This window comes from Streptomyces sp. NPDC056061, assembly GCF_042266885.1.
In the GTDB taxonomy this organism is placed as follows: Bacteria; Actinomycetota; Actinomycetes; order Streptomycetales; family Streptomycetaceae; genus Streptomyces.
The window spans coordinates 65,878-91,793 of record NZ_JBHJWQ010000007.1; the positions used below are offsets into that span (position 1 = coordinate 65,878).

The 25,916-nt window shown below is 72.1% G+C and carries 21 protein-coding genes; 10 read left to right on the plus strand and 11 right to left on the minus strand.

Annotation, left to right across the window (positions count from 1 at the left end):
• Window positions 1-121: 121 nt before the first annotated feature.
• The 3 genes from ACFC79_RS13320 to ACFC79_RS13330 all read right to left on the minus strand — a co-directional run bounded on the left by ACFC79_RS13320 (window position 122) and on the right by ACFC79_RS13330 (window position 3,909).
• On the minus strand, window positions 122-700 hold the full coding sequence (locus ACFC79_RS13320; protein WP_073788639.1) for a TerD family protein: 579 nt from the start codon (window positions 698-700) through the stop codon (window positions 122-124).
• Window positions 701-832: 132 nt separating this feature from the next.
• Window positions 833-2,947, minus strand: a complete 2,115-nt coding sequence (uvrB, locus tag ACFC79_RS13325; RefSeq protein ID WP_376239096.1) for an excinuclease ABC subunit UvrB — start codon at window positions 2,945-2,947, stop codon at window positions 833-835.
• Between the two features lie 74 nt (window positions 2,948-3,021).
• The gene (locus ACFC79_RS13330; RefSeq protein ID WP_376239098.1) at window positions 3,022-3,909 is read right to left on the minus strand and encodes an MHYT domain-containing protein; all 888 of its coding nucleotides are present in this window, start codon (window positions 3,907-3,909) and stop codon (window positions 3,022-3,024) included.
• 211 nt (window positions 3,910-4,120) lie between these two features.
• On the opposite strand from ACFC79_RS13330, the gene ACFC79_RS13335 reads away from it, so the two are divergent.
• The 3 genes from ACFC79_RS13335 to ACFC79_RS13345 all read left to right on the plus strand — a co-directional run bounded on the left by ACFC79_RS13335 (window position 4,121) and on the right by ACFC79_RS13345 (window position 7,333).
• Window positions 4,121-5,071 (plus strand): glycerophosphodiester phosphodiesterase, encoded by a 951-nt coding sequence (locus ACFC79_RS13335; RefSeq protein ID WP_376239099.1) that lies wholly within the window; start codon window positions 4,121-4,123, stop codon window positions 5,069-5,071.
• Window positions 5,072-5,103: 32 nt separating this feature from the next.
• Complete coding sequence (locus ACFC79_RS13340; RefSeq protein ID WP_376239102.1) at window positions 5,104-5,670, plus strand: methylated-DNA--[protein]-cysteine S-methyltransferase; 567 nt, start codon at window positions 5,104-5,106, stop codon at window positions 5,668-5,670.
• Window positions 5,671-5,887: 217 nt separating this feature from the next.
• Window positions 5,888-7,333, plus strand: coding sequence for an MFS transporter (locus ACFC79_RS13345; protein ID WP_376239104.1), 1,446 nt, complete (start codon window positions 5,888-5,890; stop codon window positions 7,331-7,333).
• Window positions 7,334-7,421: 88 nt separating this feature from the next.
• Here the strand turns inward: ACFC79_RS13345 and ACFC79_RS13350 are convergent, their stop codons facing one another.
• Complete coding sequence (locus tag ACFC79_RS13350) at window positions 7,422-7,784, minus strand: cupin domain-containing protein (protein WP_376239107.1); 363 nt, start codon at window positions 7,782-7,784, stop codon at window positions 7,422-7,424.
• Between the two features lie 163 nt (window positions 7,785-7,947).
• On the opposite strand from ACFC79_RS13350, the gene ACFC79_RS13355 reads away from it, so the two are divergent.
• Both ACFC79_RS13355 and ACFC79_RS13360 read left to right on the plus strand, forming a co-directional pair.
• Window positions 7,948-8,949 (plus strand): pseudouridine-5'-phosphate glycosidase, encoded by a 1,002-nt coding sequence (locus ACFC79_RS13355; protein ID WP_376239110.1) that lies wholly within the window; start codon window positions 7,948-7,950, stop codon window positions 8,947-8,949.
• Between the two features lie 206 nt (window positions 8,950-9,155).
• Window positions 9,156-10,070 carry a carbohydrate kinase family protein gene (locus tag ACFC79_RS13360; protein ID WP_376239567.1) on the plus strand — a complete coding sequence of 305 codons (915 nt, stop codon included), beginning with the start codon at window positions 9,156-9,158 and terminating at the stop codon, window positions 10,068-10,070.
• A gap of 157 nt (window positions 10,071-10,227) precedes the next feature.
• On the opposite strand, the gene ACFC79_RS13365 is transcribed toward ACFC79_RS13360, so the two are convergent.
• Window positions 10,228-10,872, minus strand: coding sequence for a uridine kinase (locus ACFC79_RS13365; protein WP_376239112.1), 645 nt, complete (start codon window positions 10,870-10,872; stop codon window positions 10,228-10,230).
• 255 nt (window positions 10,873-11,127) lie between these two features.
• Window positions 11,128-11,868, minus strand: coding sequence for a winged helix-turn-helix transcriptional regulator (locus ACFC79_RS13370; RefSeq protein WP_376239114.1), 741 nt, complete (start codon window positions 11,866-11,868; stop codon window positions 11,128-11,130).
• A gap of 86 nt (window positions 11,869-11,954) precedes the next feature.
• Between ACFC79_RS13370 and ACFC79_RS13375 the strand changes: the two genes are divergently transcribed.
• Window positions 11,955-13,166 carry a pyridoxal phosphate-dependent aminotransferase gene (locus ACFC79_RS13375; protein WP_376239117.1) on the plus strand — a complete coding sequence of 404 codons (1,212 nt, stop codon included), beginning with the start codon at window positions 11,955-11,957 and terminating at the stop codon, window positions 13,164-13,166.
• A 37-nt stretch (window positions 13,167-13,203) separates the two neighbouring features.
• A complete protein-coding gene (locus ACFC79_RS13380; RefSeq protein WP_376239120.1) occupies window positions 13,204-13,827 on the plus strand; it encodes a peptidase in 624 nt (207 codons plus the stop codon).
• A gap of 321 nt (window positions 13,828-14,148) precedes the next feature.
• Here the strand turns inward: ACFC79_RS13380 and ACFC79_RS13385 are convergent, their stop codons facing one another.
• From ACFC79_RS13385 to ACFC79_RS13395, 3 genes are all read right to left on the minus strand, one after another.
• Window positions 14,149-15,411, minus strand: a complete 1,263-nt coding sequence (locus tag ACFC79_RS13385) for an SWIM zinc finger family protein (RefSeq protein WP_376239570.1) — start codon at window positions 15,409-15,411, stop codon at window positions 14,149-14,151.
• An 86-nt stretch (window positions 15,412-15,497) separates the two neighbouring features.
• Window positions 15,498-18,533, minus strand: coding sequence for a DEAD/DEAH box helicase (locus ACFC79_RS13390; protein WP_376239123.1), 3,036 nt, complete (start codon window positions 18,531-18,533; stop codon window positions 15,498-15,500).
• A gap of 390 nt (window positions 18,534-18,923) precedes the next feature.
• A complete protein-coding gene (locus ACFC79_RS13395) occupies window positions 18,924-19,946 on the minus strand; it encodes a slipin family protein (RefSeq protein ID WP_376239125.1) in 1,023 nt (340 codons plus the stop codon).
• Window positions 19,947-20,426: 480 nt separating this feature from the next.
• On the opposite strand from ACFC79_RS13395, the gene ACFC79_RS13400 reads away from it, so the two are divergent.
• Complete coding sequence (locus ACFC79_RS13400; RefSeq protein WP_376239127.1) at window positions 20,427-20,771, plus strand: hypothetical protein; 345 nt, start codon at window positions 20,427-20,429, stop codon at window positions 20,769-20,771.
• A 65-nt stretch (window positions 20,772-20,836) separates the two neighbouring features.
• Here ACFC79_RS13400 and ACFC79_RS13405 read toward each other — a convergent pair whose 3' ends face one another.
• Together ACFC79_RS13405 and ACFC79_RS13410 are read right to left on the minus strand one after the other, a co-directional pair.
• On the minus strand, window positions 20,837-21,532 hold the full coding sequence (locus ACFC79_RS13405) for a class I SAM-dependent methyltransferase (RefSeq protein WP_376239129.1): 696 nt from the start codon (window positions 21,530-21,532) through the stop codon (window positions 20,837-20,839).
• 52 nt (window positions 21,533-21,584) lie between these two features.
• A complete protein-coding gene (locus ACFC79_RS13410; RefSeq protein WP_376239571.1) occupies window positions 21,585-22,796 on the minus strand; it encodes a PucR family transcriptional regulator in 1,212 nt (403 codons plus the stop codon).
• 191 nt (window positions 22,797-22,987) lie between these two features.
• Here ACFC79_RS13410 and ACFC79_RS13415 point away from each other — a divergent pair, with 191 nt between their 5' ends.
• A complete protein-coding gene (locus ACFC79_RS13415; protein WP_376239132.1) occupies window positions 22,988-23,887 on the plus strand; it encodes an SGNH/GDSL hydrolase family protein in 900 nt (299 codons plus the stop codon).
• Between the two features lie 6 nt (window positions 23,888-23,893).
• Window positions 23,894-25,885 (plus strand): hypothetical protein, encoded by a 1,992-nt coding sequence (locus tag ACFC79_RS13420; protein ID WP_376239134.1) that lies wholly within the window; start codon window positions 23,894-23,896, stop codon window positions 25,883-25,885.
• Window positions 25,886-25,916 lie beyond the last annotated feature (31 nt).

The following is a 25,916-nucleotide window of genomic DNA, read 5'->3' on the forward strand; positions in this document are numbered from 1 at the left end:
GTGGCGCGTGTACTCGTGCGGCGTGGTGCGGTGTCGCACGGCACCATGTGGTGCAGCTCCCGGTGGCCGTGGCCTCCGGGAGCTGCGCGATACCTCTGCCGGCCGACCGGCCGGGACGTGCCTACAGATGCGGCAGGATCGCCGGCATCAGATCCTGGAAGGTGCGGCCGTTGGCCGGGTTGCCGAGGGCGGTCATCTGCCAGCCGTTCCCGGAGCGATGCACCTTCGCCATGATCTGGGCGGTGTACTGCCCGCCGCCGTCCAGCGTGTAGCGGGCGAGCTCCTGGCCGTTGGTCTCGTCGACGAGCCGGCAGAAGGCGTTCTGCACCTCCTGGAACGTCTGGCCGGTGAAGGAGTTCACCGTGAAGACGATCTGGTCGATGTGGACCGGAACCCGCTGGAGGTCGACGAGGATCGCCTCGTCGTCGCCGCCCGAACCGGCACCGCCGACCAGGTTGTCACCGGTGTGCTTGACCGATCCGTCGTCACTGACGAGGTGACGGAAGAAGACCACGTCGACCGGCTGCTTGTCGGCGAACAGCACCGCCGACGCGTCGAGGTCGATCTCCCGCGTGCGCGATCCGAACAGGCCGCGGCGCGGCGCCGCCTGCCAGCCGAGACCCATCCGCACTGCGGTCAGGGTCCCCCCATCGCTCTTCTGCAGGCTGATGGCCTGACCCTTGGTCATATTGACCGTCACGCGCTGTCCCCTCTCCGCTTGCCCCGCAACCGTCCGTGCGCGGTGTTGTCAGCACCCTACGCAGTCGCACTGACAACGCGGCCGCTTGGGGCGATTTTGTGTCGGTCCTGCAACACACCGATCGGGCGGTGATCAGGCGAGGCCCGCCTCGCGCATCTGGCGCAGTTCCTTCTTCAGTTCGCCGACCTCGTCGCGCAGCCGGGCCGCCACCTCGAACTGCAGATCCGCGGCGGCCGCCCGCATCCGATCGGTCATCTCCTCGATGATTCCGGCGAGTTCGGTGGCGGGCCGGTCGGTGGCCACCGCTGCGCCCTTCTTCCCGGAACCGGCGGCCTTGCCGCCCAGCGCGGGGACGGGAGCCTTGGTGCCCTTCGACTGGCGGTAGCCGGTACCGAGCAGCTGCTCGGTGTCGACTTCCTCGCGGGCGATCGTGGCGACGATGTCGTTGATCTTCTTGCGCAGCGGCTGCGGGTCGAGACCGCGTTCGGTGTTGTAGGCGATCTGCTTCTCGCGACGGCGGTTGGTCTCGTCGATCGCCTGCTCCATCGCGGGAGTGATCTTGTCCGCGTACATGTGGACCTGCCCCGACACGTTGCGGGCGGCGCGGCCGATGGTCTGGATCAGGGACGTCCCCGAACGCAGGAAGCCCTGCTTGTCCGCGTCGAGGATGGCGACGAGCGACACCTCGGGCAGGTCCAGGCCCTCGCGCAGGAGGTTGATGCCGACCAGTACGTCGTACTCGCCGGAACGCAGCTCGCGCAGCAGCTCGATGCGGCGCAGGGTGTCGACGTCGCTGTGGAGGTAGCGGACCTGGATGCCGAGCTCCAGGAAGTAGTCGGTGAGGTCCTCGGCCATCTTCTTGGTGAGGGTGGTGACCAGGACCCGTTCGTCCTTCTCGGCGCGCTTGCGGATCTCGTGCACCAGGTCGTCGATCTGGCCCTCGGTGGGCTTGACGACGACCTCCGGGTCGACGAGACCGGTGGGACGGATGATCTGCTCCACGAAGCCGTCGCCCCGGGACAGTTCGTACGGTCCGGGAGTGGCCGAGAGGTAGACGGTCTGGTTGATCCGGCCCAGGAACTCCTCCCACTTCAGCGGGCGGTTGTCGAGCGCGGAGGGCAGCCGGAAGCCGTGGTCGACGAGGGTCCGCTTGCGGGAGGCGTCGCCCTCGTACATGGCGCCGATCTGGGGCACGGTGACGTGCGACTCGTCGAGGACGAGGAGGAAGTCCTCGGGGAAGTAGTCGAGAAGGGTGTTGGGGGCGGTGCCGGGCGAGCGTCCGTCGAAGTGCATCGAGTAGTTCTCGACGCCGGAGCAGGTGCCGATCTGCCGGAGCATCTCGATGTCGTAGGTGGTCCGCATCCGCAGGCGCTGGGCCTCCAGCATCTTGCCCTGCTTCTCCAGCTCCGCGAGGCGCTGCTCCAGCTCCCGCTCGATGCCGTTGACCGCCTTCTCCATGCGCTCCGGGCCGGCGACGTAGTGGCTGGCGGGGAAGACGTGGAGGGACCGGTCCTCGCTGATCACCTCGCCGGTGAGGGGGTGGAGGGTGGAGAGGGCCTCGATCTCGTCGCCGAACATCTCGATGCGAACGGCGAGCTCCTCGTAGACCGGGAAGATCTCGATGGTGTCGCCGCGGACCCGGAAGGTGCCGCGGGTGAACGCGAGGTCGTTGCGGGTGTACTGGATCTCGACGAAACGGCGCAGCAGCGCGTCGCGGTCGATCTCGTCGCCGACCTTGAGCTGGATCATCCGGTCCACGTACTCCTGGGGCGTACCCAGGCCGTAGATGCAGGAGACGGAGGCGACCACGACGACATCGCGGCGGGTGAGCAGCGAATTGGTCGCCGAGTGGCGCAGCCGCTCGACCTCCTCGTTGATCGAGGAGTCCTTCTCGATGTAGGTGTCCGACTGGGGGACGTACGCCTCGGGCTGGTAGTAGTCGTAGTACGAGACGAAGTATTCGACGGCGTTGTTGGGCAGGAGTTCGCGGAACTCGTTCGCCAGCTGGGCCGCGAGGGTCTTGTTCGGCGCCATCACGAGGGTGGGCCGCTGAAGTTTCTCGATCATCCACGCGGTGGTCGCCGACTTGCCGGTGCCGGTCGCGCCGAGCAGCACGACATCCTTCTCGTCCGCGCGGATGCGCCGCTCCAGCTCGGCGATGGCCGCAGGCTGGTCGCCGCTGGGCTGGTAGGGGCTGACGACCTCGAAAGGCGCCACCGAACGTTCGATCTTCGAAACGGGCCGCATGCAACCACCGTACGACCCACCACCGACAACCGGGGCCGATCACATGTCGGGACCGGGTCTCCGGACCGGCCCGGTCACCATTCCCCCGGCGGCGCGGGATCGCGCGGGCGGGAGTGGAACGACGCCGGGTCGGCGTGCGTGCCGAAGCTCGGGACCTGCCGCGGGGCCGGAATCCCGGGGGGCCGTCCGGCGCCGCTCGCGGACGCGTCGTCGTTCCAGTCCGGGGTCCCCATGACCATCAGGGGGTCGAACATCACCACCACGGCGGCGAGCAGCAGGAAACAGCCGGGGCCGATCAGCAGGAACAGCAGGGAACCGCTCGGCTCCCCGGTCGCGGCGTTGTCCGCGAGGGCTCCGGGGTGCAGGTGGACGCTGAGCGCGGACATGGCGGTGTAGTGCATGCCGCTCACGGCGACCGCCATGACGACGCTGGCACCGAGGCTGGGCAGGAAACCCCGGTTGGAGACGGCCGCCCAGAGCGCGGTCGTGGCGGCCACCACGGCGATCGCGACGGAGAGGACCACGGTGAGCGTGTCGTACTCCAACCGTCCCTCCAGTCGTATTCCGGCCATGCCCAGATAGTGCATGGTGGCGATGCCGAGCCCGGTGATGGTGCCGCCCGTCACCAGTGCCATCCGGGTGGCGCCCCGGTACCCGATGACGAAGATGCCGACGGCGACCATGCCGATCGCGACCCCGAGGCCGGCGAAGGTGATCGGTTTGTCGTAGTCGATGGTCACCCCCTCGATGGTGAATCCCGTCATCGCGATGAAGTGCATCGTCCATATGCCGGAGCCGATGGAGGTCGCGCCGAGCGCCAGCCAGCCCGCCTTGAAGGAACGTTCGGTGCGCAGCGAGCGGGTCGTACAGCGCAGGCCGAGGGCCGCGCCGAGACAGGCCATGAGGAAGGCCGCGACGGGCGTCACCGCTCCGTAGCCGAAACCGTCGATCGTGCCCTGCATGCTGGTCGCCCTTCGCGGAAGCCCGGTCCGGGGTGACCCTAAGCCGCGAAACCCGGCAAACAAACAGAAGAACTGCATTTTATCGACAAGGAAATCGGCCCGTGACCCGGTCTCAACAGCGGCGTTCACGTTGTGGCCATCCTTCGCCTGTCCCTGTCGGGGTGCGGCTGTCACTCTCGGCCCGTCCGCAACTCCGACGCGAGGAGTACACGTGTACGCACGCATCGCAACCGCCATCGCCGCTGCCGCCGTCACGATGGGTGCCGGCGCCCTGCTGATGTCGACGGCCGACACGCGGTCCACGGACACCCGCACGGTCGCGGCCGGGCACACGAGTCCGGTACCGGGGGTCCGGACCGCGAGTGCCCGGACCTCCGGTACCGCACGGACCGCCCCTGTCGTCCTCGCCCACCGGGGCGCTTCGGCCTACGCCCCGGAGAACACTCTGGCCGCCGTCGACAGGGCCGACGCGCTCGGCTTCGACTGGGTGGAGAACGATGTCCAGCTCACCCGGGACGGTGTGCTCGTGGTCGTGCACGACACCGATCTGAGGCGGACCACCGATGCCGAGGAGGTCTTCCCGGACCGGTCTCCGTGGGCGGTCAAGGACTTCACCGCGGCCGAGATCGCCCGGTTGGACGCGGGCAGTTGGTTCGGGCCGCGGTTCGCCGGTGCCCGGGTGCCCACGCTCGACCGGTACCTGGACCGGATCGAGCACAACGAGCAGAGCCTGCTGCTGGAGATCAAGAGCCCGGAGATGTACCCGGGCATCGAGAGGGAGACCCTGCGGGTGCTGGGCGAGAAGGGATGGCTCGACCGCGATCACGTCGAGCGCAGGCTCGTCGTCCAGAGCTTCGGCGCGGACAGCGTGAAGAAGGTGCATCAGCAACGTCCGGACGTCACGACCGGTTTCCTCGGGACCCCCGCGGTGGCCGATCTGCCCTCGTACGCGGCGTTCACCGACCAGATCAATCCCTCGTACACGTCGGTCTCGGCCGACTACGTGCAGGCGGTCCACGCGCTGAAGGGCGCCCACGGCAGGAAGCTCCGGATCAACACCTGGACGGTCGACGACGCGGCGAGCGCGACGAGGGCGGCGGGCTTCGGCGTCGACGGGATCATCACGAACCGGCCCGACGTGGTGCGCGGGGCCATCGGCTGACGGTCTCCCCCGCCGGCGCGGGGCCCCTGTCAGTGGCCGGTCGTACCGTGGTTCCCGTGAACGACGATGAGGTTGTCGAGTGGGCCGCCGTGGAGAGCGACATCGGTCCGCTGCTGCTCGCCGCGACCCGCACGGGTCTGGTGAACGTGGTGTTCCACGCCGGGCCCGAGGTGCGGGAGCGGGCGCTCGGGCGCCTGCGGACACGCCTTGGCACGGAACCCGTGGAGCGTCCCGGTTCCGTGCGGCTCGCCGAGCCGATACGCCGGCTCGGGGAGTATTTCGCGGGCTCGTCGCGGGCGTTCTCGCTGGACCTGGACTGGTCGCTGACGTCCGGCTTCAACCGTCAGGTGCTCCGTGAACTGGCCACGGGGGTGCCGTACGGAACGGTCGTCGGCTACGGGGACCTGGCCGGGCGAGTGGGTCAGCCGGGGGCGGCGCAGGCGGTGGGGGCGGCCATGGGCTCCAATCCGCTGCCGGTGGTGGTGCCGTGCCATCGGGTGGTGGAGAGCGACGGCGGGCTCGGCGGGTTCGGCGGCGGGCTCGACACCAAACGGAAGCTGTTGGCGCTGGAAGGCGTGCTGCCCCAGCCGCTGTTCTGATCCGCGGCCGCCGTCGCCACCGGACGCCCCGGGCCGTCGCTCCGGTCCGCGGATGCCGTCACCTCCCGGACGTCCCCGGCCATTGCTCCGCTGCGCGGCTGTCGTCACACCTTCCGAACGTCTTCGGGGCCGGCGCTCCGACCGGCGACCGCCGCAGCGCCACCCGCGCCCTCTGTCCGATGTTTCGCATCTGTGTACGGACTGGCACACTGCGCCGGTGACCAAAGCCCTCGACGCTCCTGACACCCCCACCGGACCGGACCGGGCCACCGCGCGGGTGACGGCGGCCGACCTGCCCGCGCTGCGGCGCAGAACGTCCACGGTGCTCATCGCCAGCCAGATACTCGGCGGCCTCGGCGTGCCCATAGGTATCGCCCTGGCTCCGGTCCTGGCCACGGAGGTGAGCGGCTCCGAAGCCCTGTCGGGCCTGGCCCCGACGGCATCGGTGGCGGGCACCGCCCTGCTCTCCCTGCCACTGGCGGCGTTGATGACCTCGCGGGGCCGGCGGCCCGGCCTCGTTCTGGCCTATCTGACCGGTGCACTCGGCGCGGGTCTCGTCGTCCTGGCCACGCTCGTGGAGAGCTTCCCCCTGCTGCTGCTCGGCATGGCCGCGTTCGGCGCCGGATCCTCGGCCAATCTGCAGGCCCGGTTCGCCGCCGCGGATCTGGTCGAGCCCGACCGCCGGGGCCGGGCGATCTCCACCGTCATCTGGGCCACGACGATCGGCTCGGTTCTCGGGCCGAACATCGCGGCGCCGGTGGGACGGCTCTTCCGCGGCACGGCGATACCCGAGAACGCCGGCCCGTTCTTCTTCGCGGCCGGGATCTTCCTGCTGGCCGCCGTGCTGGTCGAAACGCTGCTGCGGCCGGATCCGCTGCTCACCGCGCGATCCCTGGCGCCGCAGGGCGACAATTCCCCCGCGAGTCGATCGCTGCGTGCCGGGATCGCCGCGGTCCGGGCATCGGCAGGGGCACGGCTGGCCCTGGTGACGGTGGCCGTCTCGCACACGGCGATGGTCTCGATCATGGTGATGACCCCGGTCCATCTGGGCCATCACGGCGCCGGACTCCAGTTGGTCGGTCTCGTCATCAGCGGTCATATCGCGGGGATGTACGCGTTCTCCCCGGTGATGGGCTGGCTGTCCGACCGGTTCGGCCGCCTGGCCGTGATCGGACTGGCGGTCGGGCTGCTCTCCTGCGCCGCGCTTCTGGCCGGCACCGCGGGCGCCTCCCACGGCCGGACGGCGGCGGGCCTGTTCCTGCTCGGACTCGGCTGGTCGGCCGGTCTGGTCGCCGGTTCGGCGCTCCTCACCGACTCCGTGCCGCAGCCTGCCCGTGCGGCAGTACAGGGCCTGTCGGACCTGACCATGAACACGGCGGCGGGCGTCGGCGGCGCGGTGGCCGGCCTGATCGTCGCCGGGGCCGGCTACGGCTGGCTGAACGTGGCGGGAGCGTGCCTGCTGCTCCCGCTGGCGGCGGCCGCGTTGCGCCGCTCCCTCGCACGACCCGCGGCGTCCGGGGAGTCCGGGAAGTCCGGGATATCCACGGAGTCCGGGGGGCCTCATGGGCCCGCCGCGTCCGCGTCACCGGACGTATCCGCCGCACCCGACGCACCAGAGGCACCAGAGGCACCAGAGGCACCCGACGCGCGGAACCGCCCTTGAGACATCGGGTGCCCTGATGCCGTAGATGGGACCTGTTGTCGCAGGTAGGCCCTGTTCCCGAGGGAGGGCCCTGTCGACGGGGGCGGCTTCAGAGGCTGATGTGGTATGCCTTGCGCAGTGTCTCGTGCACGGTCCACGTCGTACGGTCGCCCTCCCGCAGTACGCAGGCGTCCCCCGGCCCGACCTCCAGCGTCGCCCCGCCCTCGACCGCCACGGTCGCCCGGCCGCTGACGACAACGAACAGTTCATCGGCCTCCGTGTCGGTGACCACACCGGGTGTGATCTGCCAGATGCCGCGCACCTGCTTGCCGTCGGTCGACTCCCACAGGACCTTGCCGGTCACGACGGGATCGCCCGAGACGATCTGCGCGGGGTCGAGCGGTTCGGGTTCGAGTTCCGCATCCGGGATGTGCACGGCGAATGAGGCGGGATTCCGATCAAATGCAGTCATGGCCGGTCACCCTAGCGACCGTTTCACGACAGCTCGACACCGGGAGCGGGACCGGGGCCGCAGCCGGGACCAGGACCGGCGCCTGCACCGGGACGTCGTTCGGGCGGGGCGGGCGGTCCGGCGGCACGTTTGAGGCCCCTACGCCCGCGACAGGGATGTGAACATGTCATTCAATGCGTCGAGTGACGCGCATCCCCACGCCCCCGTGCTCTCCACCGAGGTACGGGCGGCCCTCGCCGCGAACCACCCTGTCGTGGCCCTGGAATCGACGATCATCGCTCACGGTCTGCCACGCCCCCGCAATCTGCGGGTCGCCCAGGAACTCGAAGGAATCGTGCGGTCCGAGGGTGCGGTGCCGGCCACGATCGCGGTACTCGACGGGCGGGCCCGCATCGGTCTGGACGAGGCGGGACTGAACCGGGTCGCCACGGATCCGGCCGTGCGGAAGCTGGGCCACCGCGATCTCGCCCCGGCCCTGGCGACGGGCGCGAGCGGGGCGACCACCGTGTCCGCGACGGCGTTCCTGGCCGCCCGGGTCGGCCTGCGCGTCTTCGCGACCGGCGGTCTGGGCGGCGTGCACCGGGAGTGGACACGGACCCAGGATGAGTCGGCGGACCTGCGGCTGCTCGCGCGGACCGGCATCACGGTGGTCTGCGCGGGAGTGAAGTCGATCCTGGACGTCCCCGCCACCCTCCAACGGCTGGAGACCCTCGGTGTAGGGGTGCTCGGCTACGGCACCGAGCAGTTTCCCGGTTTCTACCTGCACAGTTCGGGCGAGCCGGTCGACTGGACGGTGCGGACGCCCGAGGAGGTGGCGGAGGTGATGCGGGCCCAGGAGGCGCTGGGAGGGCCGGAGTCCGCGCTGATCGTCGCCAACCCCGTCCCGGTGGCGGAACAGTTGGACCCCGAACTGCACGATCGTGTACTGGCCGAGGCCCTCGACGCGTGCCGGGAGCGCGGCATCACGGGGCAGTCCGTCACGCCCTTTCTGCTGGAACGGCTGACACGGCGGACCGCGGGAGCCTCGCTGGAGGCCAATCTGGCGGCCGTCCGGGGGAACGTGTCGCTGGCCGCGCGCGTCGCCGGTGCGTGGACGGCCACCGCGCCGGACGCGGCAGCGCGCCCGAACGACCGGAGCCCGAGCACGCACGACGGCGCGCGGTGAACGACGTCGCGCGGCGGTACGCGGCGAACGGCGCCGGAGCGGAGGGCACCGGAGCGAAGGAGACCGGGAACCGCGTCGGCCCGGACCGCCCGGGGAGCGGCGCGGACCGGGACCGCCCGGGAGGCGCCGTCGCCCCGGAACGCACGGGGCACGGCGCGGAACCGGAACGTGCGCAGCCGGGACGTGCGGAGCACGGCAGTCCGTGCGTGCCCGACGGCCGCCCGGCATCCGACGGTGGACTGCTCGTCATCGGGGACGTGGTCACGGACGTGGTGGCACGGCACGCGACGGCCCTGGTCCGCGGTACGGACACCGCCGCCCGCATCCGCACGCTGCCGGGCGGTGCGGGCGCCAATGTCGCCTGCTGGGCGGTGCGTTCGGGGTGTTCCGATGTGCGGCTGCTGGCCCGGGTCGGCGTCGACAGCGCCGCCTGGCACCGGGACGCGCTGCGACGGGCGGGGGTGCGCTGCCTGCTGGCCGTGGACGACGAGGCGCCGACGGCCACGGTGGTCGCCCTCGTCGACTCCGGCGCCGAACGCACCTTTCTCACCGACAGCGGTGCGGTGCTGCGCCTCTCCCCCGGCGACCTGTCGCTCTCGATGCTGGACGGGATCGGTCATCTCCACGTCTCCGGCTACCTCTTCTTCGCCGCGACGAGCCGGGCGACGGTCCTGCTCGCCGTGCGGGAGGCGCGGCGACGGCGGATCACCGTGAGCGTCGATCCGGCCTCGGCCGGTTTCCTCGCCGAGACGGGAGTCGATCGCTTCCTGTCGTTCGTGGCGGGCGCCGATCTGTTGCTGCCCAACACGGACGAGGCCCGGCTGCTCACCGGGCTCATCGAACCGGCGGATGCCGCCGCCGAGTTGAGTCGCCGGATACCCCGCGTGGTCGTGACGCTCGGCGGCGGCGGAGCCCTGCTGGCCGCCGGGGGCACGGTAACGGCCCGCGTACCGGCGGTCCCGGTGCCGGCGGCGGTGGACTCGACGGGCGCGGGCGACGCGTTCACCGGCGGCTTCCTCGCGGCGAGCCTCTCGGGGTCGGACGACGCCTCGGCCCTGGCGGCGGGCTGCCGGTCGGGGGCCGAGGCCGTTGCCACGGTCGGGGCCCGGCCCGCCCCCTGAGGCATCGGGTGCGGCGATGCCCGGACGGCCCGCTCCGGCCCCCGACGTGTCGGGCCCGCCGGGCTCGCCACACGTCGGTACCGACGTCCTCCGTGCCGCCACCGGCGGCGACGTGTCCGGTCGCCGCCGGATTCCGGCCCGGACGGACCACCACCGGCTAGCCGTCCCGCCACCCACTCCAGGCGGGTCTCAGCGGGTCGTCGACGCGTACGACCGCGTCCGCGTGATTGCCCGGCTCCACCTCGTTCTCGTACCGGGCGAAGGCGGGCAGGGTCCACTGCTCGTGCTCCGAGGTACGCCGCCGCAGCGCGCCGGGCGACAGACGCAGATGGACGCTCAGGTCGAACGGGAACCAATGCCCCAGCAGCAACGGGCCGTGCAGCACCAGCACCCCTCCCCCGGGCAGGGACCGGTAGGGACTGCGGGTCGCCCGATCGGTGACGGGGTCCCAGAGGTCGGGCAGTACCCGCCCGCTGCCGCCCGGCTCCAGGGGGTTGAACACCTCACGCCACAGCGCGCCCGTGTCGAACCAACCGCCGTAGTACGAGTCGGGGTCCTCCTTGCCGTACTCGTACCGGAGACTCGCCGGCCGCAGGAACCCCTCGGTGGACACGACGAGCACCGCGCGTCCCTGGACACGCAGCGCCTGCGCGATCCGTCCCGCGAACTCTCCGGTGGGGGCGGCCGGAGCCCCGTCGACGGCGACCTTCGGCCAGGGTCCGGCCTCGGCCGGGCTCAGGCCGTCGGCACGCGCGGCGAAGGCTTCGGACAGCCGCTCCCAGGTGATCGCTTCGAATCGCACACGGCCATCATCGCCCCGAACGGTGCGAACTCCCGAACGGTGCGAACTCCCGGACGCTCCAGGCTTCCCGGACACTCCGGGCTCCCGGACAGTACAGGGCCACCGGTCCGAGCGGGCCGACGGCCACCGGTCAGCACGGAACCACCGGTCGGCACAGCGCTCCGGCCCGACCATGGCTCCCGAACGCCCCTCCCGGCTACGGAAGTCGCCGGGCTTCCGCGCACGCCGGTCGGACCGTTACCTGCGTATCCGCCGTCACTCCCCGCGGAGCTCGACGGCGAGCGGTCCGTCGCCGACCACCTCGGCGCGTCCGTCCCCGACCGCCTCGGCCAGAGTCAGCTCTCCCCGTCCGAGCGCCAGACAGACCTCGGCGTCGAGCGTGATACGGGCATCGGCGTGGGCGGCCGGACCGTCCCCATACACGACCGCACCGACCGACGACCGCCCGTCGTCCGCCACTGCCGCGCCGTCCTCCCCGGCACGCCCCGCAGCACCCGCACCCGCACTGGCACCAGCGCCGGCGCGGACGTGGAACTCGCCCTCGTCCAGGTGGACTTCGACGACCCCGGGGTGGGCCACCCCGTCCAGGGCGCGCAACAGCGGAAGCGCGAACCAGTGCGCGCGCACCGCGTCGGTCGGCCGCCGCTCGACGAGCGCGGGCGCGCCCCATTCGGCGAGGGCGGCGAGCACCGGCAGCAGGCCACGACCGCGTTCCGTCAGCTCGTACACCGAGGCCGCGGCGGGCGGCGGGAGCCGACGGCGGGTGGCCAGCCCGTTCTGCTCCATGTCCTTGAGCCGGGAGGCGAGGACGTCGGTGCTGACGCCCGGCAGGTCGGCGTGGAGATCGGTGTATCGGCGCGGCCCCGCCAGCAGTTCACGGACGATCAGCAGCGTCCACCGGTCGCCCACGGAATCGAGCGAGCGCGCGGTGGCGCAGAACTGGTCGTAACTCCGGCGGCGGGGCGGGCGCGTTGCGGGCTGTTGCTGACGTGGCATGCGACGCAGTCTAGACATGTTGTTGGACTTTCCAAGCCCGAGCTTGGTAAAACCAAGTATCGCAATCAGGTCGGGGAGGCCACCGCATGGAATTCCGGCAGTCCAGCAAGCTGGATGAGGTCTGTTACGAGATCCGGGGCCCGGTCATCGAGCACGCCAACGCCTTGGAGGAGGCGGGTCACAGCGTGCTCCGCCTCAACACCGGCAATCCCGCGCTCTTCGGATTCGAGGCCCCGGAGGAAGTCGTCCAGGACATGATCCGGATGCTCCCCCAGGCCCACGGCTACACCGATTCGCGCGGCATTCTGTCCGCGCGCCGGGCGGTGGCGCAGCGCTACCAGGCGATGGGGCTGACGGATGTCGGGGTCGACGACATCTTTCTCGGCAACGGCGTCTCCGAGCTGATCTCCATGGCGGTCCAGGCGCTGCTGGAGGACGGCGACGAGGTGCTCGTCCCGTCCCCTGATTACCCGTTGTGGACGGCGGTGGTGACGCTCGCGGGCGGCAGGGCGGTGCACTACACCTGCGACGAGGCGTCGGACTGGAACCCTGACCTCGCCGACATGGCATCGAAGATCACCGACCGCACGAAGGCCGTCGTGATCATCAACCCGAACAACCCGACCGGCGCCGTCTATCCGCGCGAGGTCCTCGACGGCATCCTCGATCTGGCACGCAGGCACGGCCTGATGGTGTTCGCCGACGAGATCTACGACCAGATCCTCTACGACGACGCCGAGCACCACATGGCGGCGTCCCTCGCCCCCGACCTGCTCTGCCTCACGTTCAGCGGCCTGTCCAAGACGTACCGTGTCGCGGGATTCCGCTCCGGCTGGATGGTGGTCTCCGGCCCGCAGCAGCACGCCCGCAGCTATCTGGAGGGGCTGACGACCCTCGCCTCCATGCGGCTGTGCCCCAATGCACCGGCCCAGTACGCCATCCAGGCGGCACTCGGCGGCCGGCAGTCGATCCGGGAGCTGGTCGCGCCGGGCGGCAGGCTGTACGAACAGCGCAACCGGGCCTGGGAGAAGCTGAACGAGATCCCGGGTGTGTCGTGTGTGAAGCCCAAGGGCGCACTGTATGCGTTTCCGCGCATCGATCCGAAGGTGTATCCGATCGTCGACGACGAGAAGTTCGTTCTCGATCTCCTGCTGCGGGAGAAGATCCAGGTGGTGCAGGGCACGGGCTTCAACTGGCCGCGGCCCGACCACTTCCGCATCCTGACCCTTCCGTACGCCGACGATCTCGATGCGGCCATCAGTCGCATCGGGCGCTTCCTGACCGGATACCGTCAGTAATCGAATCGAACGCACGCTGCCGACGAGGGATGCCCCGGTGATCTGCTCCGCCTGCTCCGTACCCGTCCTCACCCAGTTCGCCTCGCCCGCCCTCGTCGGCCCGATCGTCGAGGGCGGGGGCGACCCGGCCACCGATCCGGCCTGGGCGGAGTCGGGCGCGGTGTCACCGGCCGAGTACGCGCGCTGGTCGGGTCATCTGTGCGGTATGACCTGCCTGCGCATGGCGCTCGGCTCCGGGGCCCCGTCCCTGTTCGCACTGCGCGACGGGGCGGTCGAGCACGGCGCCTACACCCAGGACGCGGAAGGAACGATCCGGGGCCTGATCTACGCGCCGTTCGCGGCGTACGTCCGGCAGGCGCACGCCCTCGACGCCACGGTCCACCGGCATCTCTCGCCGGACGAGCTCCTCGGCCTGCTGGACGACGGCCGGACGGTCATGGCCTCCGTGCACCCCGGCATCCGGCACGCACGACGCCCCGCGCCCGGACGGGGCGGGCATCTGGTGCTGCTGACCTCCTGTACGGCCGACGGCGGGGGCGTCCACTTCCACAACCCCTCCGGCACGACGGCGGGGACACGGGCGGCGGATCTGGCGCTGTCCGAGTTCGAGCCCTTCTTCGCGGGGCGCGGGGTGTCGTGGGCGGGACGCGGGGAGCCGTGATCGGCGCATGGGTGCGACGGGAGCGTCGCGGGACGGGGCCGGGTGCGGGCACGGTCCGCCTCCACGACGGTGATGTGGTGACAGCCGGGTGTGGCGTGCAGCGCGTCCGGTTTGGTCCTTCTGATCTCCGAGGTCATGCGCCGAGTCCGACCGACCCGTGCGAGAAGACGCCACGGCGTTCGCGGCAGTCCGCCGGACCGGCGGACCGGTACGGGCGGGTGGATACGGGCGGGCGCCCCATGTCCCTCGCCGTCGACGTGTGCTACCCGGTTCCGGGGCGACCCGGCTCCGGGCACGGGGCGGGGAGCGCCGCCGCGGGGTTCAGCTCCCGACGAGCTCCATGAGCGCGCCGACCGGGTCGGTGTCGGGGGCGGCGCGCGGCCACCAGTCGTCCTCCCCCGGTTCCGACTCGTAGCCGTACCAGCGGGCGTCATTGCCGAAGCGCAGCTGGAACGTGCCGTCGGGGTGGGTGAGGCGGTTGCGCCACGGCTGGAACCGCGGGAAGTCGGCCGCCGCGAGCGCGGGGCGGGCCCGGTCGAAGGGACCCGCCGGTGGGTCCCAGGGTATTTCGAGGACGGCCAGTCCTGCGGCACCGCCCTGGCGCCAGGCGGCGACGGCCCGGGCCAGGTCGGTGGTGGTACGGCCGGTGGCATACGCGAGCTCGCGGTACAGGGCGCGGGTGGTCGCCGTGAGTCCGGCGGTGGGGCGGGACGCTGCGAGTCGTACCGCGTCCTGCCACGCGGTGAGGCCGGCGAGCGGATCGCGGCCGGTCGTGAGGAGCGTGTGCGCGCGGGCCGCCGCGTCCGTGGCGAGATGGTCGAGGGCGAGCGGGTCGCGGGCACCGGGCAGGCTGGGGTACGAGGGCGACTCGCCGGGATACGGCTGGACCGGGAGCGGGGCGGGAAGCGGCGGGAGGTAGCGATCGGCGAGGGCCTCGCGGGCCGGCACCGAGGGCGTCGCGGGGGCGGCGGGGCGTTCCCGCGCCTCGTGCGCGGCGTTGCGGCGACCCAACTCCTCGATGAGTTCGCGCTCGCCCCTGCCTCTCAGCAGCAGCAGGACGAACGGGTCGGCGTCCAGGAGCCGGGCCGTCTGGTAGCAGAAGGCGGCCACGTGCTTGCAGGGCCGGCCGTGGTCGGGGCAGGAGCAGCCCGGGTCGAGGTCGTCGCCGGCGGGCAGCAGTCGGACTCCGGCCCCGGTCGCCGTGTCGACCAGCGAGTGCGGCATCTCCTTGCCGAGCAGTGCGGCGAGGTGTCCGGGGTGGGCGGCGATCGCGTCGAGGAAGGTGTTCCAGTCCGGGTCGGTGAACGGCCTCAGGCGCAGTTCGGCACGGTAGGGGCGGGGGCGGCTGCCGTGGACGTAGGCGACGACGCGGCCCGGCGTGATGGTGATCGCGGCGACCTTCCCGCTGTCGGCGTACGCACGGCCGCGGGCGAGCCGCCCGCCGTCCATGGACAGGGACTCCAGGGCGGACACCCAGGCGCGCCCCCACCAGCTGTCAGCGAAGGGTTCGTCGTCCCGGGAGGTGCGGGGCGGCACGGCCTCGAACGTGCGGCGCAGGTCGTCGGGGCCGGGGCGCGGACGCACGACGGCACCGCGCTCGCGGCCGGTGTGCGGAGGGTGTCCGGGCCGGACGTCGCGGCCGGTGTGCGGGCCGGGCTCGTGTCGGGGGGTCACTCCGGCCTCCTGAGCGAGACGAGGTCGGCCAGGTCGCTGTCGCTGAGTTCGCTCAGCGCGGTCTCTCCGGTGCCCAGGACCGCGTCGGCAAGGTCCCGCTTGGCCGCCAGCAGCTCGCCGATCCGGTCCTCGACCGTGCCCTCCGCGATCAGCCGGTGCACCTGCACGGGCTGGGTCTGGCCGATGCGGTACGCCCGGTCCGTCGCCTGTTCCTCGACGGCGGGGTTCCACCAGCGGTCGTAGTGGATGACGTGGGCGGCCCTGGTGAGGTTCAGCCCGGTGCCCGCCGCCTTGAGGGAGAGCAGGAACACCGGGACCTCACCCGACTGGAAGCGGTCCACCAGTCGCTCCCGTTCGGCCACCGGTGTGCCGCCGTGCAGGAGCTGGGAGGGGACGCCGCGTGAGGCGAGATGGGCGGAGAGGAGGCGGGCCATCGTCACGTACTGGGTGAAGATGAGGACGGAGCCGTCCTCGGCGAGGATCGTGTCGAGGAGTTCGTCGAGCAGGACGAGCTTCCCCGACCGGCCGACGAGGCGGGTCGGCTCCTCCTTCAGGTACTGCGCGGGGTGGTTGCAGATCTGTTTGAGGGAGGCGAGCAGCTTCATGATCAGCCCGCGCCGGGCGATGCCTTCCGAGGCTTCGATCAGTGCCATCGTCTCGCGGACCGCGGCCTCGTAGAGCGTGGCCTGCTCGCGGGTGAGGAAGACGGGGTGGTCGGTCTCCGTCTTGGGCGGCAGCTCGGGCGCGATGCCCGGGTCGGACTTCTTGCGGCGCAGCAGGAAGGGCCGGACCAGACGGGAAAGACGCTCCACTGCTTCGTCGTTGCCGATTCCCGCCGCCGTCCCGGTGCTCTCGACGATCCTGGCGTGGCGGGCCCGGAACGCCTTGAGGGGGCCCAGCAGTCCGGGCGTGGTCCAGTCGAGCAGGGCCCACAGCTCGGAGAGGTTGTTCTCCACCGGCGTGCCGGTGAGCGCCACCCTGGCCGGAGCCGGAATGGTGCGCAGCGCCTTCGCCGTGGAGGAGTGCGGGTTCTTCACGTGCTGGGCCTCGTCGGCGACGATCAGCCCCCAGGTGTGATCGGCAAGTTGTGCCGCACTGGAACGCATCGTGCCGTAGGTGGTGAGGACGAAGCCGCCGTCGGATTCGGCGAGGGTGCGGTCGGTGCCGTGAAATCGGCGCACGGGGACGCCGGGGGCGAAGCGGTTGATCTCCCGGTGCCAGTTGCCCAGGAGGGAGGCGGGGCAGACGACCAGGGTGGGCGCGGGACGGGCGCGGCGCAGGTGCAGCGCGATGAGGGTGATCGTCTTGCCCAGTCCCATGTCGTCGGCGAGGCAGCCGCCGAGGCCGAGCGAGGTCATCCGGTCCAGCCAGGCGAGCCCGTGGAGCTGGTAGTCGCGGAGCGTGGCATGGAGACCGGGCGGCGGGGCGATGGCGGTGGTGTCGGCGGTGATACGGCTCCGCAGGGCTGCCAACGCCCCGACGGGCACCGCCTCGACCTGTTCGCCGTCCACCTCGGCGCTGCCGGTCAGCGCGACGGCGAGGGCATCGACCGGATCGAGCAGGCCGAGCTCGCGCTTGCGTGCCTTGCGGACGAGTGCGGGGTCGACGACGACCCACCGGTCGCGCAGGCGCACCACGGGACGGTGGGCCTCCGCGAGAACGTCCATCTCCCGCTCGGTGAGCTGTTCGTCGCCCAGCGACAACTGCCAGTCGAAGGCGAAGAGCTGTTCGGCGTCGAAGAAGGCGGTGCCGTCCGTGGCCGAGCCCGGCGCGGGCCGCACGACGGCGGTGGCGGTGAGGGAACGGGCGAGTTCCCTGGGCCAGTGGACGCCGACGCCCGCCGCGGCCAGCCGGGCCCCGGCGTCGCTCAGCAGCTCGTACAGCTCGTCCTCGCCGAGCGCGAGCACATCGGGAACCGGCTGTTCCAGCAGCCGCTCCAACGGTGCCCAGACACGAGCGGCGCGGCGCAGCGCGAGGACGGCGTCGATTCTCGCCCTCGGGCCGAACGGTTCTCCCCCGCCGTCGTGCCAGAGCGCGGCGGCGTCGACGACCTGGGTCGGGTCGGCCAGGCTGTGCACCTGGGTGATGGCCGCGGCGGCATGCCGTGCGGCGCCGCGGCCATCACCCGGGTGCACAGCGGCCGGGACGAGAACGTCCTCAGCGGCCGCGCCCGCGTCGTCCCCGTCGGGGCCATCTGAACCGCGCGGGCGGTCGTGGGTCCTGGCGGTGTCGTCGCGGCCACCGACCGTGTCGAAGAGTTCGTACGCGGAGAGGTCGAGGCGCAGCGAGATCTTCACCCCCGCGTCGAGGCCGGCCGCGACCTCGACGGCCCAGTCACGGGCTCCGGGCAGGTGCTGGGCCTCCCGGGCTGCGAAGGGCGCCCCCATCGCGAATGCGGCGGCGGGCGTGCGGGGCAGGGTGTCCGCCACGGCGTCGAGGAACGATCCCAGCAACCATTCCGGATCGGGGAGCCGGAGCGGTGTGCGGTCCGGAAGCGGAACCGCGTGTCCCTCGGCCGGCAGGGCGGCGGCGATCGCCCGGAGGTGGGCGATGTCCTCGGCATCGCGCGGGCCGGCCCGCCAGGCGTCGACGTCATCGGCCGTCAGGCCGGGGAGCAGCCTGCCGCGCGCCGCCAGGTTGAGCGCCTGGAGTGCGGCGGCGCCCCAGCAGCGGGTGGCGGGGTGCGCGGACCGCAGGTGTCGGGCGTGGGTCAGCAGGGGCAGCGCGTCGGCCACGGGCAGCAGCACGGCTTCCACCGTGCTCCGGCGGACGCCGCCCCCTTGCCCGTGCCTGCGGACGACGGTGATCTCCCCGGCGGCGGCTCCGGATGCCGCGCCTCCGGGAGCCGGGGAACTGTCGTCCCCGGGAGCCGTGAGGCGGTCTCGGAAGTGATCGGGCTCCGGGAGTCTGCCGCCGTCGGGGGCCCAGAAGGCGATCTGCCCGTCCCTCGGCAGGGGTGCGGGCAGGAAGACGGCCGCACAGCCGAGCAGGCGGACGGCGGATGCGTCCAGCTGGTGCCGCGCCGTGGACATCGGCTCCCTCCCGCCCCGCTCCGGTCTCCTCGGACCGCCTTGGTCCACATGACTCCTGCGAGTCTAGGCGGGGGGTCCGACAACCGGTCTCTCACGTCTGCGTCCCAGCAGGTCAGAAGCACCGGACCAGTCGTGTGCGGGCCTCCGCCACGACTCCCCCGTCGTCGTCGCCCCGGGACCGCCGCACCCCCTCCGACCGCTGCCGGACGGCCCTCGGACAACCGCTGGATCACCACCCGCGATCACCAGGGATGCCCTGGTAGTCACCGGGCATGAGGAACGGCTCACGGTTCGGCCTCGGTTCCCCGCCTCCGCCGGGGCGGGAGTCCCGGACCCGGGCAGGAGCCCCGGGCCGGCGCACGGAACCGATCGGCCGGGGCGGGGCCCCGGTCAGTGATGGGCGAACGGCTTCGGGCGAGAGGTCCCCGGCCGCTCCCCCGACGCGGCGGCCGGCGTCGGAGCAGGTTCGGGTGGCGCGGCGGGCGGGGCGGCGGGGGCGGCAGGTGCCGCCGTCGGTGGGTGCTGCGGCGGGTGCGGCCGCGGCCGTTCCTGCGGCTGCGCGGCTCGCTGGGACGACGCGGGGCGCGGCGTCCGGGCGCCCGGCTGCGGCGGCCGGATCGCCTGCTGCGGCTGTGCCGCCGCCTGCGGCACCTCCTGATGCGCCCGCTCCAGGAAGCGGAGCAGCTCCACGGGGAACGGAAGCACCAGTGTGGAGTTCTTCTCGGCGGCGACCGCGACCACCGTCTGCAGCAGACGCAGTTGGAGCGCGGCCGGCTGGGACGACATCGCTCCCGCCGCCTCCGCGAGCTTCTTCGACGCCTGGAGTTCGGCGTCCGCGTTGATCACCCGGGCGCGGCGCTCACGGTCGGCCTCGGCCTGGCGCGCCATGGAGCGCTTCATCGTCTCCGGCAGCGAGACATCCTTGATCTCCACCCGGTCGATCTGCACGCCCCACCCGACGGCCGGGCTGTCGATCATCAGCTCCAGCCCCTGGTTCAGCTTCTCGCGGTTGGACAGCAGGTCGTCCAGATCGCTCTTGCCGATGATCGACCGCAGTGACGTCTGTGCCATCTGCGACACCGCGAACCGGTAGTCCTCCACCTGGATCACCGCGCTCGCCGCGTCGACCACCTTGAAGTAGATGACGGCGTCCACCCGCACCGTCACGTTGTCCCGGGTGATGCCGTCCTGCGCGGGCACCGGCATCGTGACGATCTGCATGTTGACCTTGCGCAGCCGTTCGATGCCGGGGATCACCATGGTGAACCCTGGGCCGCGCACGTCGTCGCGGAGCCTGCCGAGCCTCAGCACGACACCCCGCTCGTACTGCTTGACGACCTTGGCCGCCGCGGCCAGGTACAGCGCACCCGCCGCCACTGCCGCCACTATCGCGATCACGAGCTCCTGGACCATGACGGCCCCCTGACCGGAAACATCTGCACCATGAAAAGCAATTCGTCGCTGATACCACGGTATGCCCAATATCTACCGATATGAAGACGGGCGGGAAGCCCTCCGCGCAGGCTCGGCGCGCGGGGTCCCCGCGCGGCCTCCGCGCAGGCTCGGCGCGCGGGGTCCCCGCGCGGCCTCCGCGCGGGGACCCCGCACAACCCCGCACAGCTGCATCCGGTGCGCGGGGCCGTGCGGCCTCCTGCGCGCCTTCGCCCGCCCGGCCGCACACCGGATGCCGCCGCGGCCGGAAACGGGCAGGGTGACGAGCGTCGGCACGATCTCCCCGACGCACGCGTCCCGCGGCGTGGACGCCTCGGGACGACGCATGCGTTCCGTATGACGGTGCTGCTCCGCGATGGCGCAGGCGTCACCACGTCATCCCCGGACGCGGGCGGGGCGAGCCGACGAACGAGCCGGACGAGACAGACGAGGACCCCGCCCATGCCTGTGATCGATCACCGCCGCCGCCCCGGCATCGCAGCCGCGACCGCATGCCTGGCCCTCACCGTCGCGGGCTGCTCCGGACTCGGCAGGACCGCGGTCGGACCGGTCACGTACACGACCGAGCGGGATGCCGTGGTCACGGTGCACAGCCCGCTGGTGAGGGGCTGCCACCGGCTCGCCCCCGCGGGCGCCAAGGAGGTGGCCAACCGCACGCTCATCGACCTCATCCTGTATCGGACGCCCGACTGCACCGGACCGGGCACCACCTACCTCGCGGCCACGGTCAGCGATGTCGTCGGAACCGGGCAACCGCCCTGGCGCAGCTTCTCCACGGTCCACTGACGGACCACCCCCGGCCGCGTGGTCCCCTCCCGTCGGGCCACCGGCGGACCCCGCTCGCCCCGGCGCTACTGCGGCACGGCCCGGACCCATATCCCGTCATCCGTGAGATAGCGGTCCACCGCCAGGCCCGCCGCGTCCAGGTATCTCTCGAACTGGTCCCGGGGCAGGTTCCGGGTCAGGAACGTCTGGGTCCACCGCGCGTCGTCGAAGACGTACTCGACGTGCATGGAGTCCACCCCGTCGCCCACCGGCTCGGCCGAGACGAACCGGATGACGCAGCCGCCGGGGTCGATCCGCTCCCTCGGCAGCTCGGGACGCGGTCCGAAGCGCTCGCGCTGGATGAGGACGACCCCGTCGTCCTTCACGTGTTTCCGGCAGGCCCGCAGCATGCCGTCGCGCACCCGGTGCTCACTCGCGTGCACCAGCAGCGACGCCAGCATCACGACGTCGAACCTCTCGTCCCCGAGGTCCAGCGACTCGATGGGGCTGCGTACGGTGCGGGCGCCCGTCACGTGCTCCAGCATCTGCGCCGACTCGTCCACCGCGGTGACGACGAAGCCGCGTTCGACCAGGGGACGGGTCACCCGTCCCACCCCGCAGCCCAGCTCCAAAATGCTCGCCCCGGCGGGCACCGCCGACGCGATCACCTCGGGCTCGTCGCCGACGGCCAGCCGCCGGTACAGCTCGACCGCACAGCCGTCCGGCGTGATGGCACCGGGTCCCGTCCCCGCATACCCTTCTCGCACATATGACTCGCTCATGTACGGCCGAACGAGCAACCTTCCGCACCCGTTCCCGTACACGCACGCCTCATCACAAGGAGTGACGTGCCACCAGTGCCGCGCTGATGTGCTGGAGATCGGCCGGGCGGGACGGGGAGAGACCCGTCAGCCGGTCGATGCGACGGATGCGGTAGTCGACGGTGTTGGGGTGGATGTGCAGGGCCGCCGCAGTGGTCCGCCGGTCCAGGCCGAGCTCCAGATACGTCTCCAGGGTCTGCAGCAGTTCGGGTTTCGCCTCCAGCGGCGCCAGTAACTGCGCCAGCCCGTGCAGTGCCTCGCTGGGCCGGCTGAGCTGGTACTCCAGCAGAACGTCGGCCAGCCGGTACAGGCCGGGCGGGCGGCCGGTGCGGGCCACCAGGTCCACGATCTCGGCGTTACGGGCCGCGGCGGCCGGAACCGCCTCCGGTTCGACGGCCTCCGCGGCCGCGACGACGGGAACCCCCGCGGCCCGGGCCGCCTCGTCGACCATGGCGCACAGCCCGTCCGGGCCGTGCCACGGGAGCGGTTCGGGGGCGGGCAGCAGCACCGTGCCGCCGGACGCGTCCAGGGCGGTGAGCACCGGCGCACCGGCGAAGCGGTCGAGGACGGAGCGGACCCGGCGGATCTTGCGGCGCGCCGCGACACCGGCTCCCGGACCCGGCGGCTGGACCCGTTCGTCCGGGTGCGGCGCCAGGGCCAGGGTCAGGACGAGGTAGCACGCGGCGGGCCGGGGCCCGGTGGCATGGCTGAAACGGTCCAGCGCGTCACCGGCCAGCAGGGCAGCCATCAGGGCGTGACGTCCGCCGTGCTCCTGGCTGTCGAGAATCCGGCGGGCCTCCAGGTAGGCGTTGCTGACGGCGGACGTCAGCTGCTGCTGGAGCACCATGATGCGGTCCATGATCTCCAGCACGGCGGGCAGATCGCCGGGCAGCGCCCCCTTCGCCGTCTCCTGCCAGCACATGGCCGTACCGACCTGATAGGCCGTGAGAATCGCGTCCAGCGGGACGCCCTCCTCGGCCCGCTGTGCGGCGGAGTCGCGCTGCTGGGCGAGTTCGCCCTCGGTGGCGGGGCGGCGGTACTCGATGACATCGGCGAACAGTCGCAGGTTGTGCTGGACGATGTCCGCGATGTCGCCGGAGATCTCCTCCCGGGGGAGGTCGGCGTAGACGGGCAGGTCGGCGAGGAGCCGGGCGACGACCCTGCCCGTCAGGGCGGGGACCCGGGCGCGCAGGTACGGGGCGACCGGCCGTCCCGCGATGGACAGCGGCCCGGACGCCGGGCGCCCGGAGCCGTCCCGCTCATCCGTCGCGACCGGCCGCCGATTGTCACGCGTCACAAGTTCCCCCGCGGAAGTCTGCGTTACCCACCAGTTAAACGACGGCACCCGAGTCTGCATGATGACCGGCGTCACACGCCATGCCACACCTCCCCCTCCCCCCACCGTCGGAGGATTCTGTGAACCAGCAGCGGAACAAGGCTTTCCGTCGTCCCGTCAGAACAGTGTTGGGCGCGCTCGCCCTGGCCGGACTGGCCCTGGGGGCCGGCGCGGTGCCCGCGTCCGCCACCGCCGACGACACCGTGTCCTACGTGGCACTCGGCGACTCGATGGCCTCCGGGCCGCTCATCCCGGACATCACCGGGCCGTTGGCCTGCGGACGGTCGACGCACAACTACCCGCACGAACTCGCCGAGCGGCTGGGCGCGTCGCTCACCGACGTCACGTGCAGCGGCGCCGCATCGAAGCACATGACCGAGAAGCAGTCGCTCTCGCTGCTCGACATCCCGATGGGTTCGGCGCCGCCCCAGTTCGACGCGCTGCGCCCGGACACCGACCTGGTGACGCTGACCATCGGCGGCAACGACGCCGGCCTGGTCGGCATCGCGCAGAAGTGCACCACCCTCGACCCGAACGCCACTCCGTGCAAGGAGAAGTACAACGAGGGCGGAGTGGACCAGGTGGCGCAGCGCATCGCGGAGTTCGCGCCGAAGCTGGGAACCGTGCTGGACACCATCCACCAGCGTTCGCCGCAGGCCCGGGTGGTCGTGACGGGCTACGGCCTCTACATCAAGCCCGGCGGCTGCTGGCCGACGCAACCGGTGCTGCCGGTGGACGCCGACTTCCTGCAGGGCAGCGTCGACCGGATGAACGCGACGATCGCCGAGCAGAGCGCCGCGCACGGCGCCGAGTACATCGACCTGGCCACGCCCAGCAAGGGGCACGACTCCTGCCAGGAGCCGTCGGACCGGTGGGTCGAGGGGTACGTCCCGACCTCGCTCGCCGCCCCGCTGCACCCCAACCGGAACGGCGAGGCGAACTACGCGGCCGTCATCGGCGCGCACATCCAGGGGAGCTGATCCCCGTTGCGGCAGCGACTGCTGCACGGGCTGATGGCGGCGGCGCTCTGCGCCGCCGCCACGCTCGTACCGTCCGCGCCCCCGGCACGGGCCGCCGCACCGCACACACCGGGCTGTGATCCGCTGGCAGCCGCCGAGTGTCTGCTGCCGTTCCCGAACGACTGGTACACCCGGCCCGACCCCGGCACCGACACCGGGCGCCGGGTGGCCTTCGGCACCGCCGACCTCCCCCGCACCGCGGGCGGCGGCGCCATCGACCCCACGGCCTGGAACCGGTCCGACGGCTTCTCCCCCGGCTCCGCCCTGATCGCACAGGTTCCCGGCGTCGACCTGACGGCGACCGGAGCGGCCCCGCTCACCGACATCGGCCGCTCCCTCGCCCCGGACGCCCCCGTCGTCCTGCTCGACACCGGGACCGGCGAGCGGTGGCCGTACTGGGCCGAACTCGACGCGAACGCCACCGATACCTCCCGCCGGGCGCTGCTGGTCCACCCCGCCCGCAACTTCCGCGACGGCCACCACTACGCCGTCGCCCTGCGGCGGCTGAAGGACGACGCGGGACGCACGATCCCGGCCGCCGCCCCGTTCGCCGCCGTCGCCGGCGGGGCACTGCCGACGGGTCACCCGCTGCATGCCCGGCAACGCCAACTGCGCCCGGCGCTCGCGGCACTGCACAGCGCCGGGGTGTCCTCCGAGGATCTGTACCTCGCCTGGGACTTCACCGTCGCGAGCACCCGCAGCCTCACCGGTGACCTCTTCGCCCTCCGCGACGACGCGTTCCGCCGTCTCGGCGGCCGTGCCCCCGATGCCGACATCACCGACGTCACGGACCTCACCGTCGAACAGGATCCGCGGATCGCCCGCGAGGTGACCGGACGGATCCGGGTGCCCAGCTACCTGGACCGGCCCGGCGGCCCGCCCGGCTCCGTCCTGCACCGGGGCCGCGACGGAAAACCACGCCGGCTCCCGCACCACACCCAGGTCGCCACGTTCCGCTGCGAGATCCCGCGCGCCGCGTTCCGCACCCCCTCCCGGCCCTCCCTCTACGGGCACGGCCTCCTCGGCCGCCGCTCCGAGGTCGGCGCGGGCAACGTCAGGGCGATGGCGGCGGAGGGCGACTTCACGTTCTGCGCGACGGACTGGATCGGGATGGCCGAGGAGGACATCCCCGTGGTCCTCGGCGCGCTCGCGGACCCGAACCTCTTCCCCGCCGTCCCGGAGCGCACCGAACAGGGCATGCTGAACGCCCTCTTCCTGGCCCGCGCCCTGATCCACCCCCGCGGGCTGACCACCGACGCCGCCTTCCGCGACGACACCGGCCGCCCGCTCGTCGACCTCCGGCACGGCGTCGCATACGACGGGAACAGCCAGGGCGGCATCCTCGGCGGCGCCCTGCTGGCCGCCTCGCCCGACATCCGGCGCGGGGTCCTCGGCGTCACCGGCATGAACTACGGCCTGCTCCTCAACCGCAGCGCCGACTTCGCACCGTTCCAGCAGGTACTGGACCGGTCCTACCCGGACAAGCTGCGCCAGCAGATCGTCCTCCAGCTCTTCCAGATGGTGTGGGACCGGGGCGAGACCGACGGGTACGCGAACCGCCTCACCGACCACCACCAGGTGCTGATGCACATCGCGTACGGGGACCACCAGGTCGCGAACGCGGCGGCCGACGTGGAGGCGCGCACCGTCGGCGCCCGGCTGCTCGCCCCCGCACTCGCGCCCGGCCGCAGCCCGGACACCGTCCCGTACTGGGGCATCAGGCCCCTCAAACGCACCGAACTGCCCTACCGGGGCTCCGCGATGACGGTGTGGGACAGCGGCACACCGTCGCCCCCGACCACCAACACCCCGCCCACCGAACCGGAGTACGGCCACGATCCGCACTCCGACCCCCGCAACTCGTCGGCCGCACGTCAGCAGAAGGCCACCTTCCTGACCACCGGCCGTGTCCTCGATGTCTGCGGCAACACGCCGTGCACCGCCGTCCCCACCTCCTGACACCCCCCACCCCGACAGGGATGCAGACAAG

Excerpts from the sequence above, each read along its gene's own strand:
- uvrB (WP_376239096.1), bottom strand. The coding sequence starts at position 2,947 with ATGCGGCCCGTTTCGAAGATCGAACGTTCGGTGGCGCCTTTCGAGGTC.
- ACFC79_RS13330 (WP_376239098.1), bottom strand. The coding sequence starts at position 3,909 with ATGCAGGGCACGATCGACGGTTTCGGCTACGGAGCGGTGACGCCCGTC.
- ACFC79_RS13350 (WP_376239107.1), bottom strand. The coding sequence starts at position 7,784 with ATGACTGCATTTGATCGGAATCCCGCCTCATTCGCCGTGCACATCCCG.
- ACFC79_RS13355 (WP_376239110.1), top strand. The coding sequence starts at position 7,948 with ATGTCATTCAATGCGTCGAGTGACGCGCATCCCCACGCCCCCGTGCTC.
- ACFC79_RS13370 (WP_376239114.1), bottom strand. The coding sequence starts at position 11,868 with ATGCCACGTCAGCAACAGCCCGCAACGCGCCCGCCCCGCCGCCGGAGT.
- ACFC79_RS13375 (WP_376239117.1), top strand. The coding sequence starts at position 11,955 with ATGGAATTCCGGCAGTCCAGCAAGCTGGATGAGGTCTGTTACGAGATC.
- ACFC79_RS13390 (WP_376239123.1), bottom strand. The coding sequence starts at position 18,533 with ATGTCCACGGCGCGGCACCAGCTGGACGCATCCGCCGTCCGCCTGCTC.
- ACFC79_RS13395 (WP_376239125.1), bottom strand. The coding sequence starts at position 19,946 with ATGGTCCAGGAGCTCGTGATCGCGATAGTGGCGGCAGTGGCGGCGGGT.
- ACFC79_RS13400 (WP_376239127.1), top strand. The coding sequence starts at position 20,427 with ATGCCTGTGATCGATCACCGCCGCCGCCCCGGCATCGCAGCCGCGACC.
- ACFC79_RS13405 (WP_376239129.1), bottom strand. The coding sequence starts at position 21,532 with ATGAGCGAGTCATATGTGCGAGAAGGGTATGCGGGGACGGGACCCGGT.